Source organism: Vibrio aquaticus (assembly GCF_003970385.1).
Taxonomy (GTDB): domain Bacteria; phylum Pseudomonadota; class Gammaproteobacteria; order Enterobacterales; family Vibrionaceae; genus Vibrio; species Vibrio aquaticus.
On the sequence record NZ_RXZH01000002.1, the window covers coordinates 613,747 to 627,095 of the forward strand.

The following is a 13,349-nucleotide window of genomic DNA, read 5'->3' on the forward strand; positions in this document are numbered from 1 at the left end:
TTCGATTCTTAATTAGATAGTTGTACTGCTGACGATGTTGGGAACTCAACACGTCCTTGAATTAGCCACTTTTCATCATGAGGTGTTAGCTCGACAAACCATGGGCCTTGTAGTTCATCATCAAGAGTGAATCTGTATTGACCACTGGCGTCAGAGGTGATGAGTTTGGAAAAGTCGTGGTCAGGGAGAGTACGGTGAGCAAACATTGCGCTAATAGCAGGGTAATGGTCGAGTTGACCTTTTTCAAAGTGGATAACAATGGTGTTACCGTCCGAACGGACTGTGGCGCTGAGACCGAGTTCTTTCGTTACGTTGACTCTAGAAATGTCAATATTTATCCCTTTGCCTTTCTTATAATAATCTTCAGTCACTAGGTGGACTGAATGGTTTGTAAGTATTGCGACTCGAACCAACGTTAATAGAGATACGCCGACCGTCAAGGAGAGTATAAACCACGGCCAAAACTGCTTATACCAAGGCTTTTCCATAAAAAAGTTCTCAATTAATAAAATAGAATCAGGAAGTTAACTCTAAAGGAAAGACAGCCCCATTACCATCTATTGAAAGTAAGGGGCTGTTATTGAAATGTAACTTATTGTTCCGAGTTGCTTAAGCTCCAAACATACGCCGAAACAAGCTGAACTTTGTCTTCGCCTAGAATATCTTTCCAAGCTGGCATTACGCCTGAACGACCGTTCATTACTGTTTCAGTTACGTCAGCGCGCGAACCGCCAAACAACCAGTCTTGGTCAGTTAGGTCAGGTGCACCGACTGCTGGGTTACCTTTACCATCTGTACCGTGACACGCTGCACACACAACGAAACGAGCTTTACCAGCTTCTGCTTCTTTGGCGTTAACAGAACGACCGGATAGGCTTAGCGTGTAGCTTACAACTTCTTTCACTCCTTGCTCACCCAGCGCATCTTTCCAGCCTGGCATTTGACCGATACGACCCTGCATTACTGTTGTAACGATAGCTTCTGGCTCACCGCCGTATAACCAAGCGTCATCAGTAAGGTTAGGGAAGCCTTTAAGTCCGCGTGCATCTGAACCGTGACACTGAGAACAGTTCTGAAGGAACAGACGTTGGCCAACTTTTACTGCTTCGTTATCCGCTGCAATTTCAGGGATAGCACGCAGTTCAGTAGAACCGTCTACGTATGCAAGCTTCTTGAATGCTTCACCAAAATAGGTATCCGCGTCATCTAGCTCTTTAGCGTACTGAACCAATTGTTTGTTCTGTTGAGCTGCAGCAATCGATGCTTTTGACTCTTCGATAGAACGGACAGTTTGGTCAGAACTTTGCCAACCTAGTACACCTTTGAAATTACCTAGGCCCGGGTAAAGAGTTAGGTAAATCGCAGCAAAGATAAACGTACTAACGAATAGGTAAGTCCACCATTTTGGTAGTGGGTTGTTTAGCTCACGAATACCATCGTATTCGTGGCCCATATCTGCACCTTCTTCGACGCCCATTTTATCTTTAAGGCACCAATAAAGGACAGCTGCACAGCCAACGAGCGTGCCCACTGTAATGATGATTATCCAAAGACTCCAAAATGTAGTCATTGCTTAGTCACTCCTTGTTCTTTTGAAGGTGCGTTCTCTTCGTCAGCAAATATCAGATTTGCGTCTTCTTCAAAGCGAGACTTACGATTCTTACCAAAAGCCCACCAAACAACGCCGACAAAACTTACGAAAAGCACTATGGTCCAAATACTGTGAATAGTACCGATATCCATAATTTCACCTCTTAATTACTTCATTGCGTGACCAAGAGACTGAAGGTAGGCGATGATGGCATCCATCTCCGTTTTACCTTCTACATCTTTAGACGCATTTGCGATTTGCTCATCAGTGTATGGAACACCAAACTGATCACGGAAGATAGTTAGCTTCTTCTGAGTGTTCTTACCATCAAGAACATTTTCTTCAAGCCATGGGAAACCAGGCATGTTTGACTCAGGAACCAACTCGCGTGGATCAATTAGGTGAACTCGGTGCCACTCATCAGAGTAACGACCGCCAACGCGCGCTAGGTCAGGACCAGTACGCTTAGAACCCCAAAGGAATGGGTGCTCATATACACTTTCACCAGCAACAGAGTAGTGACCGTAGCGTTCCGTTTCTGAACGGAATGGACGAATCATCTGGCTATGACATACATTACAACCTTCACGGATGTAAACGTCACGGCCTTCCATCTCAAGCGCTGTATAAGGACGCAAGTTCTCAACAGGCTCTGTGGTTTGTTTTTGGAAAATCAGAGGAGTGATCTCTACAAGAGCACCCAAACTGATAGCAATAACGATAAGAATCGCGAGCAAACCGACATTGCGTTCAACAATTTCGTGGCGATTATTCGAATTGTTACTCATTCTTTAATCTCCTTATGCCGGCTGTGGGACAGCTTTTAGGCTATCTTTTGGCGCTGTTACCGTTTTGTACGTGTTGTATGCCATTAAGAACATACCTGCTAGGAAAATAAAGCCACCTAGGAAACGTACAAAGTAGAATGGGTAAGACGCTTGTACAGATTCTACGAAGCTGTAAGTCAACGTACCGTCAGAGTTAACTGCACGCCACATTAGGCCTTGCATAACACCTGAAATCCACATTGCAACGATGTAAAGAACCGTACCAATAGTCGCTAGCCAGAAGTGCGTATTAATCATGCTCACAGAATACATACGCTCTTGACCGAACAGTTTAGGAACCAAGTGGTATACCGAACCGATAGATACCATAGCAACCCAACCTAATGCGCCCGAGTGTACGTGGCCGATTGTCCAGTCAGTGTAGTGAGACAGTGCATTAACTGTCTTGATTGACATCATAGGACCTTCGAACGTAGACATACCGTAGAACGATAGAGATACGATTAGGAAACGAAGAATTGGGTCATAACGAAGTTTGTGCCAAGCACCAGATAACGTCATGATACCGTTGATCATACCACCCCAAGAAGGCGCGAACAGTACCAGTGACATCACCATACCTAGAGACTGCGTCCAATCAGGAAGCGCGGTGTAGTGTAGGTGGTGAGGGCCAGCCCAAATGTATAGAGAGATAAGTGCCCAGAAGTGAACGATAGACAAACGGTATGAATAAACAGGACGTTCAGCTTGCTTAGGTACAAAGTAGTACATCATACCTAGGAAACCAGCTGTCAGTAGGAAACCTACTGCATTGTGTCCGTACCACCACTGCACCATCGCGTCTACTGCACCAGAATAAATCGAGTAAGATTTACCCATAGACACAGGAATCGCCATGCTGTTTACGATGTGTAATACAGCGACAGTGATAATAAAGGCACCGAAGAACCAGTTTGCTACGTAGATGTGAGAGGTTCTACGAGTGATCAATGTTCCAAAGAACACAATCGCGTAAGAGACCCAGACAACTGCGATGGCAATATCGATTGGCCATTCTAGTTCAGCGTATTCTTTACCAGAGGTGAAACCTAACGGTAGAGTAATTGCTGCTGCTAGGATAATGGCTTGCCAACCCCAGAAGGTAAAGGCGACAAGAGGGCCACCAAAGAGACGTTGTTGACAGGTACGCTGAACAACGTAATAAGACGTTGCGAATAGGGCACTTGTACCAAACGCGAAAATAACCGCATTAGTATGCAGAGGACGTAAGCGACTATACGTCAACCACGGCGTATCAAAGTTTAGCTGTGGCCAAACTAATTGAGCGGCAATCAAAACACCAACAGCCATGCCGACAATACCCCAGAGAATGGTCACTAAGGTAAACTGACGAACGACTGTATAGTTGTAGTTTTGTTCAAGCTGCTTTTCTTGGCTCATTTGCATGCTTCCAATTTCTAATTAACTACACTTTACTTCCAACACGACACATGTCGTAATGCCACCCAAACCATTAAGAAAAACAATCTGAAACAATCAGTTATTTGTTCTTGCCGATTTTAAGAAAAAGTGGCATTTTCAGCCGCCAACTATACTGCATTTAACAATTCAATGACAGAGTAGTAACCTTACAGTCGGTCTGGTTTTGGCCTTTTATTTTAAAACTTTGAAGTTTGTTACACGGAGAACACCGCAGAATGGCTGCCGAAAAACTTACGCGAGGGCGTTTTGTTCAAATAATCATCATGTTAACCCTTCTAATTACCGTGTTTATCTGGCGAACAGTGACATTCACAGAAACAACAATTATTGAGTGTAATTTGAAACCAAACTGTACATTTAGTGTTAAAAATGAAGCCTTCAGTGCTGAAATCGTGGAAGGTAACGTTTTAGTTAAAAAACCATCAAAAAAGTGGGTTCTTACCCCACAAAATAGCGACATTAATATTACTGAAAATGACTCTAACTGGGTAATTAGCCCTGGCGAAAACAACGAGTTTGAAATCACCATTTCAGATCTTGAGCAAGCTAATTTGGCGGGCGTCAAATTTAGAATTTAGTGCTTTACATAGGTTACCGCGTAACGATTTCTTGTCTTTTGACGTAAGCAAATGATGTGCTTATACACTGCTCTGACCAAGAAATGAGGAGAGTATCTAACAATTCGGCTTAAAGATGGCTGTTTCTGTTATCCCATTGCACCGTTGATAAACTAAAGTTTATAAATCAGTGAAACCCAAGGACAGGAAGGGCAATGACTACAGTCACAGTATTTTTTAGCGGTACGGGTGCGACTTCTGAAAATAACATTAACAGCAGTTACGCAGCCGGTGAACTTGTCTCCGTTTTAGCAAAAAATGTATTGGGACGAGATAATGTCGACTATATACAAGTAGATGGCGTCGGCAGCGGCAATTTGAGTGAGTGGAAAAAGCAGACAGCCGACGATACATACTGGCAAGTGGTTGGCCAACTCGCTGGACGTGGTGTGAATAGCAACATTCTCCATGTAATGAATCTGCTCGTTGGCAAAGCATCAACAGGTTTGGACTATAAACAGCGAGCCAGCGATATGCTCGATAAGCAAAAGCCTTTTAATCGATTTAGCTCCGCATTTTCTAAATGGCAGTCAGAGAGAGATGAACTCGCGTCAGATCTTAAGTCCGGACTCGATTTTCAGATGCAATCCATCGCCCTAGAACGACAAAAGAATCCTATCACGCAGCTCAACCTCATAGGTTGGAGTAGAGGAGGCGTCACTTGCTTTGAGCTTGCCAATGCTTTACTTAAAGTCCCATCTTTAGCGAACATCAACGTCAATATATTTGCCTTGGATCCCGTTCCGGGCGGGATGAATGCATTCAAGGATTACAAAACACTGGGCCCAAATGTGAAGCAAATCGTCTGCGTATTTGCCCAAGATGAACGGTCGCTGTTTTTCAAAGCACGCATGCCAAACTTACATAAAAATACGAAGTTTTATACCACGCTGATGCCAGGCAGGCATGGAACGCTTGTGGGGGCATCACGTACCAGTGGAGGCAGTAAAGGAGAACATTTGTTACTTGGCCCGGGGTTTATTACACGTGATTTTGCAGAAAAGGTATTAGCTAGCTGGGGAACACAGTTCAAGCAGAAATCGACACTGTGTTTGTCTAAGGAGCAAATCTTAGAGTTATATGGAAAGATGGCAAAGAACAAAGCGCTGTATAACAAAATGCATAACAAGGTGTACACAGCAAAAAACTTGATCGTCACTACAACATCAAATCGTATTGCTGCACATTCTAATTTTCCGGGAATCCAACAGCAGTATAGTAATGCCGTTAATCGTCATCATTCGGATGTATTGAGTAACAATGCGTTTGCGATAAAAGGAAACTCATTAGTACTGGTCTAAATCTTTACTAATAATCAGTATTAGAATCGTAAGATTATTAATACTGATTATTAGGTATTTTATGGTAAATCAATTATGTTTAATTCCAGGCTCAGTCTTGAAGACAAAGGGCAGTCAAACACAATAGATTTTAAGCTCACGCACGCCTTATTTAACATAATATACATAATGCGCACTTGAGTATCGTTATTTCTACCAATCTCCATCTCTTGCCAATTACCGGCTTTTCTGGGAATTTCCTTTCGATAACTTGCTGTTTCTCTTCAACTTTAAACATAATTTATGCGATTAATGAGCCTGTTGAATTGTCTACTGAGCTATTGAGTTAATAAATACAAAAAGCAATTTTTGTCTCTCAGCCCGTTATTGATTGTCGTTGTCTATCAATAACGAAAATAAAAAAGGAATTAACCATCGTTACGCAACGACTTTCTGGAGAAAAATCCCATGCTCACACCCAACTTTCGTCAACTCGTTCATCAGGAATTTATGGATCTACGCGAAGCCGCCGCCTTTTTTCATGTCCAACCTGTGACGGTCAAACGCTGGCTGTTAGGCTCCACACCGGTCAATCCACTGGCCGAAAAACTGCTCAATATCAAAGCGCGTGGTTATTTACCCCTAGATCCACGTTGGGACGGTTTTTGTATCCACGAACAACGTGCCACCTTACTGACGCCCGAACGTCGTGAATTCAGCCCCAAAGAGCTGGCTAACTTTGTCTACTGGCGCGATGAATACCAGCAATTGGTCAAGCTCTACGGACGCATTAAAGATCCGAATCCCGCACCACCGAAACCAAACTTGCCACCATTTCGTGGCGGTCGTCGCCTCGAGCTTAAGCCTTGGGTCCCAACCAAGTTTAAAAAAGTGTGACGTTCTTTGTTACACGGGCTCTCTGTGCAGATCTCGATCCGGTTCAATTGCGATGGCTGTCTCCAATGCGTAATCTAAACACGTCATCTACTTAGGTGTTTTGTTATGGGTAAACCGCATGGTCTTTATTGCGTGTCGAATTGGCATGATAAGCCGCGTCACCTTATGCGGCTATTGAGGCTAAGTATGGTCGTCAGTTTCGACTATTAAAAAGTGACAGCATCACATTTAATTCTGTTGTCCACGTCATGTGCTGTGAATACCGCGGTTACGCTGAAACCATACTGGAACGAATGGACACCGATCTCGATCGCGTCCTGTGGCTCGATGAGTATCACGCGACGATGCGATTTCAATGGGTTTCCCATTCCGAGGTTCACTGTTTGAATGGCTGTATACTTATACAGTCATTCTGATTATGCAGTTTAGATACGTTAAGAGCCATGTGGGATGCGTGGTGGACAGTAAAGGACAAGATGACCGAGGCCGGTCAATACACGTGCCCTGTTTACTAAAAAATGGCAACATGAATGAAGCCTTATTTCGCGGGGTCATCAATGCTGACGAGTGTGATCAACACCAGCGCGTTAAATTGGTTGGGTTTCTTGAGTACAGCACGGATGAAGGCCTAACCTGGATCCAGTTTGACACGCCTTGCTACTTGGTTGGAGTCCGCATTTGGGGGGAACATTACATCGTGTTATATGATGGGTTACCTCGCGCCTTTCCTTATCAACCGAAAACCTCTCAACGTTATGAGAACAATGTCGTCTACCTTCCTTTTAACAAGCCTTAGGTGGCGTTCTCTCTCTGTGGATTACTTGATCTTTGTTCATATTTGCCAATGTGAAATAGTCAATCAGTTGCTCATTGCGATACCATCAAGTGACGATAAACAGAGTCGAGTACAGCGTCATGGAAGAGATCGGCTATTGCTCAATCAACAACCTGAAGCTTTCTCCTAAATCACAAGACGCCGTTGGCGAGATCAAGCAAGTGATGGAAAACGGTAACCTGCTCGCCTACTCTGTCGGCGCCGTGCCTCTGTTCGATTTGTTTTTAGGTAAACAGAAACCGGCTGAAACGCTCATCAATATCGCCGCGTATGATTGGGTGGAGTTTTCGGAGGTTCTCACGTCTGTGAACGCCATTGTTAAAGGCCGGATCAATGGGATTGCGGAGCCGTTAAGTTGGCAAACACATGGAGAAGAAGGTGAATTTTGGAGGTGTGTATCTCGTGCAACACTATAGCGCCCTACTTCTATTGCTTCTGACTGGCAGCGCAACCGCCACAACTTTCGAGCAAGCATTGGTGGATTACGGCAATAAACTGGAAGAATGCCATGCCATAGCCAAAAATAACAATGACGCGTTTCCGACAACGAAATGGTTTTCAGGACTCGATAAACAAAGCCAAAAAAACGTGCTGTTGTACTTGTCTTTAGATAATCGCTCACGTTGCTCTGCTACTGAAAAAGTAAACCTAATTAAAGCCGCAGAAACGGCCCCTATGCAAGCCAAGAAACCATTGTTATCTCTTCTCGAAGAAAAGCCCTATGACGATTACATCAAAGGGCTTGAACAAGAGGAAGTTGTCCGACTCCAGCGAAAGTTTGAGGAGCCATTTGAACTTTTGAGAGTTGGCGATAACCTTGGTTTGTTGGAATAGAAAGCACCGCAATTAGTCATGCAAAACTAAACACTAAGCAAATTAGACTAATAATCGAACCAATTACGATCTTGTTCAAACTTGAGCCAAATTCCTAATTTTTGCGATCTCGCGTGTTGCTGTTTTGCCATACACTTCAACATAAGATCTGTGATTCTGCTTTGCCTTTCTTTGATTTCTTCTCCTATCCTTTCAATTCTTTCAATTTTATCAAGCTCGCAGTTTGATATCATTTGTGCTGATGCTGTTGGATTTGGAGCACCTTGTTTTATTGAATATAACCAACCTTTCTTAATTTCTATATTAGCATGGTAATCATCAAAATATGGATGAATCCATTTGAATCTACCAACCCCATTTAGAATGTTATTTGTAGTTCTCATTGAGGGATCTCCAAGATCCTTTGTGTTTTTAACAAAATTACAAGGTCGACATGAGAGTGTAAGATTTAAAGGGGAAAACGCCCACTTCTTATAATAGTCTCGAGATTTATCCAAGTAATGTTCTATGTCTTCTGATACATTTCTTCGATCAATCTTAATAATTCTTCTACAATAAATACATCTATCTTCTTGCTCATTTCTAAGTAGTGTTCTGATGTTATCCTTCATTAGTTTAAGAGACTTATCAGACCAACCAATTTCTCCTTGGAGATATTTTTTAATGAGCTTTTTGTTCTCTTTTCTATTTAGAACTTTACGGTGTGGTATATTTAATGAGGATGGTCCAAGAAGAGTCATTGTAAGCCCTCAGAGTATTCCAACATAGATTCATATGCATCATATAAAGGGTCATTCTCGCTAAGACTAACATTAAGTTCTTGCAGTTGTCTGAAGCAATCATTGAAATCATCTTCTTGGTTAACCATCGATGATATACATTTCTGAAAAGCCAATACAAATTCCTTTGAACGGGCTGAAATCATACCAAAATGAGTCTTCAAAATTGAATCAGCATTATTTCCACTATAATTAGATTTTTGCCAATCTAACTGGCCAACATTGAGATCCCCAATACTACCAATATTATTCGGGACGCTAGAAACAACTAATGGGGAGTGAGTTGCGATGAATAGTTCAGAGCCAACACCAAACTTGACAAATATATTGCAAATAGTCCTAGTTACTTTCTCTTGCCATTTGGGGTGCATTGAGTTTTCTGGTTCATCAAATAGTATTATTGAATTACTATCAATTGATAGACATAGAGATAAGATAATTAAAACGAAAAGTCTTTCTCCAGAACTTAGTTCCGTTACAGAAAAATACTCCTCTCCCTTACTAAAATATATCTTGTTTAAATGAATTTTTCCTTCATTCACTAGACTTTTATATCTTCTTAAGCTGTTATTTAGCTCTTCTGGTTGTGATAAATTGACCACCACAGTTTCCAAAGTGTGGTTTTTTGACTCTTTATAGTTTCTTGCCCATCTGAAGTCTAATTTAATGGTTTCTCCGAACCCAATGTCTTTAAGAAGTTCTGAGGAATATTCAAACCGGTTTTTAGACACTTCATCATTGAGCAAAACACTTATAATCATTCGAAATGGTGTTATTTCAGAAAACATATTATTATTTGCTTTATACCCAAAATAATAATATCCTTTTTCAATATTGGTCAACAGTTCTTTATTTGGCTTGGGAAATTTCTCATACACTGTCCCAGATAAGCATATTAGTTTGCTTCGATTTTCTTGGGCAGAATTTAGGTGTAAAAGACTTTCGGAAGCTAGTTGGCTTAAGTACCTAGTCTTGCCTGCTCCATTGTCTCCTGTAATTAGCCAAATTCCACTATCAATAGCATCTTTAATCATTTACACCGTAACTCCCCATTAAATTAAATATATAGTAAATTTCAACACAATATTCTATTATTGATAAAAGCATGAAATATTCAGCCTAAACGCAACGCATAGTAGAATGCCACGCGTTGCGAATCATTCTTAAACAGTGTCAGAGCTCCTTTTCTGCAATTTCTTCGGTGTTTTTAACACCGAATGGTATATGAACTGACGGAGCAACAGTGCTAGTTGAGCTCAAATGACCAGACTGGTCATCAAAGAAAATATGAGGTTTGAGAACACCCAAAATCAGACCTTTATCAACACCACCCAAGAAAAATGCATCGTTTGTCATTACACCCCATTCTTTCAGTGTATTTAACGCTCTCTCATGTGAAGGGGCATTCCTTGCTGTAACAATTGAAACTCTTAGTCGATTTCGATAATCAGGTTCAGATTGCTTCTTCAATTCTTCAATCTTCTGAATTGCTGAGACTTTAACTAAAAACTCTTTCAGCGGACCAGGATTATGAGGTTGTAATACGTTCTTGGTTTCATGCTCATGAAACTGATTTAGGTCGTTGGTGTTGTGCATGACGGATTCTGATTCATCGTCAGCAAGAACACCGTCAAAGTCGAATGCAATTCGCAAGTCATCATCATCTTCATCGACAATCGTCGATTTCATTACATGACCAGCCGGATAACCTAACCTTATGGCTTCTTTTACATCAGACGAATTGCCTGATAAAAACAAAGAAATACTCAATGCTGGAATGTAGTCATACGGAGACTTACCTTGCATAAAAATCGCACGCGAAATCGGTAAGTTATGATGCTTGATCGACTTCATAACACGAAGTCCAGTATCTGGGTCATTTCGTGACAACAAGACAACTTCTACTAGTGGGTCTGATTCCGGCTTATCACTCAAATCATTTAGAGAAAGTAGTCGCTTCACAAACGAAAATGATACCCCTTTATCTAAAGGATTATCGATATTCTCTGATTGGTACTTACGATATTCCTCTTCACCTTTAGTACGAAAAACTTTATCGGATTCAGTTAAATCGAACATTGCACTTGAAGCAACGCCAATTACTAACCTTTTACCCAATTCATAGGGCATATATACACTCCAAAATTTCAATGATGAATCACTGAGAGCTTTAAAAACAACTAGACCGGTATCAGGCCTTCCAATTTCTTCAAATGCTAATCGATAACCACTATTCTGACCATATCAAGCTACTGAATGATTTGGAGTTCTTTGATTCACATCAGACTTTTAATGCATTTAGTTTTATAGTGTTCGGGTGTGTATAAAAACCCACCCGCTTGGGGTGGTTTTATTTATCGGCTGCGCCTTTTTTTGCGCCGTTTTCGGTTTATTCTGGCCTTAACGACTCGGCCACCTCTTAGCGTGTACCCTTTCTTAAGTTGGCCATTTTGCTTTCGGCCTTTGCACTTACAGCATCGTTTAGCCATGATTGTCCTCCAATTTTCGTATTACTTTCTTGATCCAGTTAATGTCTGTTGTGATTGCTGCGGTGGTGCCAGCACTTGAGACCAAGCCGGTGATTGAGTAAATCAGCATCGCTTCTCCAAACACCATATTCGTCCACCCTAATTAATTTCTGAAATTGATCTAGAACAATACTTATCACTGCCTCTTTGGTGAGATAATTCCTTTTGAAGACATTGTTATTGTTTAATATTTTTAAAAAATCGAGGTAAAAATAATGATTGTTTATATTTCTCCTAAAGTCATTTGTAACGCAATAGCATTCTTTAGAGCCATGGTTGTATTAGGCGTCGTTTCCGGCAGTGCTTGGCTACCTATCTAGATAAAGCTTGTTAACGGCGTGATCGAACATTATTGGAGAATATGTCAAGCAGATTACGAAGCATCGCGCGCATGCCCAGGGTATCGATTACGATAGCGCTCACCACATACCAATAGGGTTCGGGAATGTTCTGCAGTGCCTCGAAGCCTTGTTCAATATAGGGTGCATAGCCAGGGATAAAGGATAGAATGAGCGGGACAAAGACGACGAGCATGAGGAACTCGTCTTTTAAGCCGCGTTCTCTGATACTGACTTCATCGAGGCTACTGGCCTGCTCTTCGCCCTTTTGTAGCCTGCGTACCCTCGCCTGATGTTTCTCCTTGTCGAGTTCATCTTTTCGCTTCAAGGCTTCTGCTTTGTTGCGGTTATACTGCCTATAGGTCTCAAGTCCGCCATTGAACAAGCTAAAGAGTGCGCCAATCATGAGTACACCTGACGATCAAGTTCGATATGGGGCCCGTCTTTAAAGGACGTCCAATCACCGCCCCATTTTATCGGTACGCCGAGTTCCCTCGCGGCTTGTTTAAATGCCCAACTCACTTGCTCGTAGTAACTGAACCCCCAAGTCACTTTGCCGCTCTCGTCATACACCACATAATCAATCGCGTGGCCAGTTTGGTGACGGCTGATACGTGAGTACCCATCCAGTTGACTGGCCCCGTCTCTGAACAAAGTGTTTTGCTCTTTTGCAGACCGCTTGGCTTCTTTATCCGCTTCATCCAACACAGACACAATTTGCTGTTTGCTGGCCATTCCCGCTCCTACACGATCATGAACTGAATGCGTATCACTTTATTGAAAAGTAATTCATACCGCCAATGCGTTGCCGGGATTGCCTTATTGAAATCTCGATGGCTAGAATGGATTCAGAGGAGTCAGTTTATGCCTGTTTTCAACTATACAAATGCACTTTTGAACAGAGTGAAAGCAAAGTATCGGCTGACCTCTGAGTATCAACTAGCGAAGAAGTTGGAAATTAATGAAAGCCGGCTGAGGAAGTGGCGAAAAGGTATATGTGGGATGGACTGGGATATCGCGTTTCGTATCGCGGATATGCTCGGAGAAAGCGATCAAAATGTTGTGCTAGGTCTCCTGCCAAATAAGCAGAAAAATGAACGAGTTATCAAGGTTTTATCCGAAATTAGTATCGAATAATCAGTGACTTACCCACATATACATAATGCGCACTTATGATGTTGAAGCAGTTTAGTAATGTCCGGTCTTAGCCACTTTAAAATGTCCTCCTAAGATTAACAATATTGTTTGCTTTTGAGGATTTAAACGGCGTTGATTACGATGAGTGAAAAAGATATTTATCGATTTAAGGTTCTTACTTACATCAACGAAAAGCTACAACGTAAAATTGCTGCCGTGGTAATTCTAATTATGACTTCTTAA

The 13,349-nt window shown here is 41.9% G+C and carries 18 protein-coding genes; 7 read left to right on the forward strand and 11 right to left on the reverse strand.

Annotated features, from left to right (window positions below; all coding sequences use genetic code 11):
* Positions 1-8 precede the first annotated feature (8 nt).
* From EJ063_RS08705 to ccoN, 5 genes are all read right to left on the reverse strand, one after another.
* The gene (locus EJ063_RS08705; protein WP_126573880.1) at positions 9-488 is read right to left on the reverse strand and encodes a FixH family protein; all 480 of its coding nucleotides are present in this window, start codon (positions 486-488) and stop codon (positions 9-11) included.
* Between the two features lie 104 nt (positions 489-592).
* On the reverse strand, positions 593-1,570 hold the full coding sequence (ccoP, locus tag EJ063_RS08710; RefSeq protein ID WP_126573881.1) for a cytochrome-c oxidase, cbb3-type subunit III: 978 nt from the start codon (positions 1,568-1,570) through the stop codon (positions 593-595).
* Positions 1,567-1,743 carry a cbb3-type cytochrome oxidase subunit 3 gene (locus tag EJ063_RS08715; protein ID WP_126573882.1) on the reverse strand — a complete coding sequence of 59 codons (177 nt, stop codon included), beginning with the start codon at positions 1,741-1,743 and terminating at the stop codon, positions 1,567-1,569. The genes ccoP and EJ063_RS08715 overlap by 4 nt, the downstream gene beginning before the upstream one ends.
* Before the next feature lie 15 nt (positions 1,744-1,758).
* A complete protein-coding gene (gene ccoO / locus EJ063_RS08720) occupies positions 1,759-2,379 on the reverse strand; it encodes a cytochrome-c oxidase, cbb3-type subunit II (RefSeq protein ID WP_126573883.1) in 621 nt (206 codons plus the stop codon).
* 12 nt (positions 2,380-2,391) lie between these two features.
* On the reverse strand, positions 2,392-3,819 hold the full coding sequence (ccoN, locus tag EJ063_RS08725; RefSeq protein WP_167469890.1) for a cytochrome-c oxidase, cbb3-type subunit I: 1,428 nt from the start codon (positions 3,817-3,819) through the stop codon (positions 2,392-2,394).
* 257 nt (positions 3,820-4,076) lie between these two features.
* Between ccoN and EJ063_RS08730 the strand changes: the two genes are divergently transcribed.
* The 6 genes from EJ063_RS08730 (at position 4,077) to EJ063_RS08760 (ending at position 8,324) form a co-directional block, all read left to right on the forward strand.
* Positions 4,077-4,439: a hypothetical protein gene (locus EJ063_RS08730; protein ID WP_126573885.1), complete on the forward strand. Its 363-nt coding sequence runs from the start codon at positions 4,077-4,079 to the stop codon at positions 4,437-4,439.
* Positions 4,440-4,633: 194 nt separating this feature from the next.
* Positions 4,634-5,779: a hypothetical protein gene (locus EJ063_RS08735; RefSeq protein ID WP_126573886.1), complete on the forward strand. Its 1,146-nt coding sequence runs from the start codon at positions 4,634-4,636 to the stop codon at positions 5,777-5,779.
* 447 nt (positions 5,780-6,226) lie between these two features.
* Positions 6,227-6,655 carry a DUF3653 domain-containing protein gene (locus EJ063_RS08740; protein ID WP_126573887.1) on the forward strand — a complete coding sequence of 143 codons (429 nt, stop codon included), beginning with the start codon at positions 6,227-6,229 and terminating at the stop codon, positions 6,653-6,655.
* Between the two features lie 526 nt (positions 6,656-7,181).
* Positions 7,182-7,451 carry a hypothetical protein gene (locus EJ063_RS08750; protein ID WP_244225169.1) on the forward strand — a complete coding sequence of 90 codons (270 nt, stop codon included), beginning with the start codon at positions 7,182-7,184 and terminating at the stop codon, positions 7,449-7,451.
* Positions 7,452-7,540: 89 nt separating this feature from the next.
* Complete coding sequence (locus tag EJ063_RS08755) at positions 7,541-7,906, forward strand: hypothetical protein (protein WP_244225170.1); 366 nt, start codon at positions 7,541-7,543, stop codon at positions 7,904-7,906.
* The gene (locus EJ063_RS08760; RefSeq protein ID WP_126573889.1) at positions 7,857-8,324 is read left to right on the forward strand and encodes a hypothetical protein; all 468 of its coding nucleotides are present in this window, start codon (positions 7,857-7,859) and stop codon (positions 8,322-8,324) included. The genes EJ063_RS08755 and EJ063_RS08760 overlap by 50 nt, the downstream gene beginning before the upstream one ends.
* Positions 8,325-8,371: 47 nt before the next feature.
* On the opposite strand, the gene EJ063_RS08765 is transcribed toward EJ063_RS08760, so the two are convergent.
* From EJ063_RS08765 to EJ063_RS08785, 6 genes are all read right to left on the reverse strand, one after another.
* On the reverse strand, positions 8,372-9,064 hold the full coding sequence (locus EJ063_RS08765; protein WP_126573890.1) for an HNH endonuclease family protein: 693 nt from the start codon (positions 9,062-9,064) through the stop codon (positions 8,372-8,374).
* Entirely contained in the window at positions 9,061-10,137 is a 1,077-nt protein-coding gene (locus tag EJ063_RS08770; RefSeq protein WP_126573891.1) for an AAA family ATPase, read from the reverse strand. The genes EJ063_RS08765 and EJ063_RS08770 overlap by 4 nt, the downstream gene beginning before the upstream one ends.
* Positions 10,138-10,276: 139 nt before the next feature.
* A complete protein-coding gene (locus EJ063_RS08775; RefSeq protein WP_126573892.1) occupies positions 10,277-11,233 on the reverse strand; it encodes a 5'-nucleotidase in 957 nt (318 codons plus the stop codon).
* 351 nt (positions 11,234-11,584) lie between these two features.
* The gene (locus EJ063_RS21325) at positions 11,585-11,719 is read right to left on the reverse strand and encodes a hypothetical protein (RefSeq protein ID WP_279630377.1); all 135 of its coding nucleotides are present in this window, start codon (positions 11,717-11,719) and stop codon (positions 11,585-11,587) included.
* Between the two features lie 242 nt (positions 11,720-11,961).
* On the reverse strand, positions 11,962-12,375 hold the full coding sequence (locus EJ063_RS08780) for a hypothetical protein (RefSeq protein ID WP_126573893.1): 414 nt from the start codon (positions 12,373-12,375) through the stop codon (positions 11,962-11,964).
* On the reverse strand, positions 12,372-12,704 hold the full coding sequence (locus EJ063_RS08785) for a M15 family metallopeptidase (RefSeq protein ID WP_126573894.1): 333 nt from the start codon (positions 12,702-12,704) through the stop codon (positions 12,372-12,374). Before EJ063_RS08785 ends, EJ063_RS08780 begins: the two co-directional genes overlap by 4 nt.
* A gap of 129 nt (positions 12,705-12,833) precedes the next feature.
* On the opposite strand from EJ063_RS08785, the gene EJ063_RS08790 reads away from it, so the two are divergent.
* The gene (locus EJ063_RS08790) at positions 12,834-13,106 is read left to right on the forward strand and encodes a transcriptional regulator (RefSeq protein WP_126573895.1); all 273 of its coding nucleotides are present in this window, start codon (positions 12,834-12,836) and stop codon (positions 13,104-13,106) included.
* Positions 13,107-13,349 lie beyond the last annotated feature (243 nt).

Bases quoted from the DNA above. Each gene is read 5' to 3' on its own strand.
- EJ063_RS08750 (WP_244225169.1), top strand. From the start codon at position 7,182: ATGAATGAAGCCTTATTTCGCGGGGTCATCAATGCTGACGAGTGTGAT.
- EJ063_RS08790 (WP_126573895.1), top strand. From the start codon at position 12,834: ATGCCTGTTTTCAACTATACAAATGCACTTTTGAACAGAGTGAAAGCA.
- EJ063_RS08780 (WP_126573893.1), bottom strand. From the start codon at position 12,375: ATGATTGGCGCACTCTTTAGCTTGTTCAATGGCGGACTTGAGACCTAT.
- EJ063_RS08760 (WP_126573889.1), top strand. From the start codon at position 7,857: ATGGAGAAGAAGGTGAATTTTGGAGGTGTGTATCTCGTGCAACACTAT.
- EJ063_RS08785 (WP_126573894.1), bottom strand. From the start codon at position 12,704: ATGGCCAGCAAACAGCAAATTGTGTCTGTGTTGGATGAAGCGGATAAA.
- EJ063_RS08740 (WP_126573887.1), top strand. From the start codon at position 6,227: ATGCTCACACCCAACTTTCGTCAACTCGTTCATCAGGAATTTATGGAT.
- EJ063_RS08730 (WP_126573885.1), top strand. From the start codon at position 4,077: ATGGCTGCCGAAAAACTTACGCGAGGGCGTTTTGTTCAAATAATCATC.
- EJ063_RS21325 (WP_279630377.1), bottom strand. From the start codon at position 11,719: ATGGTGTTTGGAGAAGCGATGCTGATTTACTCAATCACCGGCTTGGTC.
- EJ063_RS08715 (WP_126573882.1), bottom strand. From the start codon at position 1,743: ATGGATATCGGTACTATTCACAGTATTTGGACCATAGTGCTTTTCGTA.
- ccoO (WP_126573883.1), bottom strand. From the start codon at position 2,379: ATGAGTAACAATTCGAATAATCGCCACGAAATTGTTGAACGCAATGTC.
- EJ063_RS08770 (WP_126573891.1), bottom strand. From the start codon at position 10,137: ATGATTAAAGATGCTATTGATAGTGGAATTTGGCTAATTACAGGAGAC.
- ccoP (WP_126573881.1), bottom strand. From the start codon at position 1,570: ATGACTACATTTTGGAGTCTTTGGATAATCATCATTACAGTGGGCACG.
- EJ063_RS08765 (WP_126573890.1), bottom strand. From the start codon at position 9,064: ATGACTCTTCTTGGACCATCCTCATTAAATATACCACACCGTAAAGTT.
- ccoN (WP_167469890.1), bottom strand. From the start codon at position 3,819: ATGAGCCAAGAAAAGCAGCTTGAACAAAACTACAACTATACAGTCGTT.
- EJ063_RS08775 (WP_126573892.1), bottom strand. From the start codon at position 11,233: ATGCCCTATGAATTGGGTAAAAGGTTAGTAATTGGCGTTGCTTCAAGT.
- EJ063_RS08705 (WP_126573880.1), bottom strand. From the start codon at position 488: ATGGAAAAGCCTTGGTATAAGCAGTTTTGGCCGTGGTTTATACTCTCC.
- EJ063_RS08735 (WP_126573886.1), top strand. From the start codon at position 4,634: ATGACTACAGTCACAGTATTTTTTAGCGGTACGGGTGCGACTTCTGAA.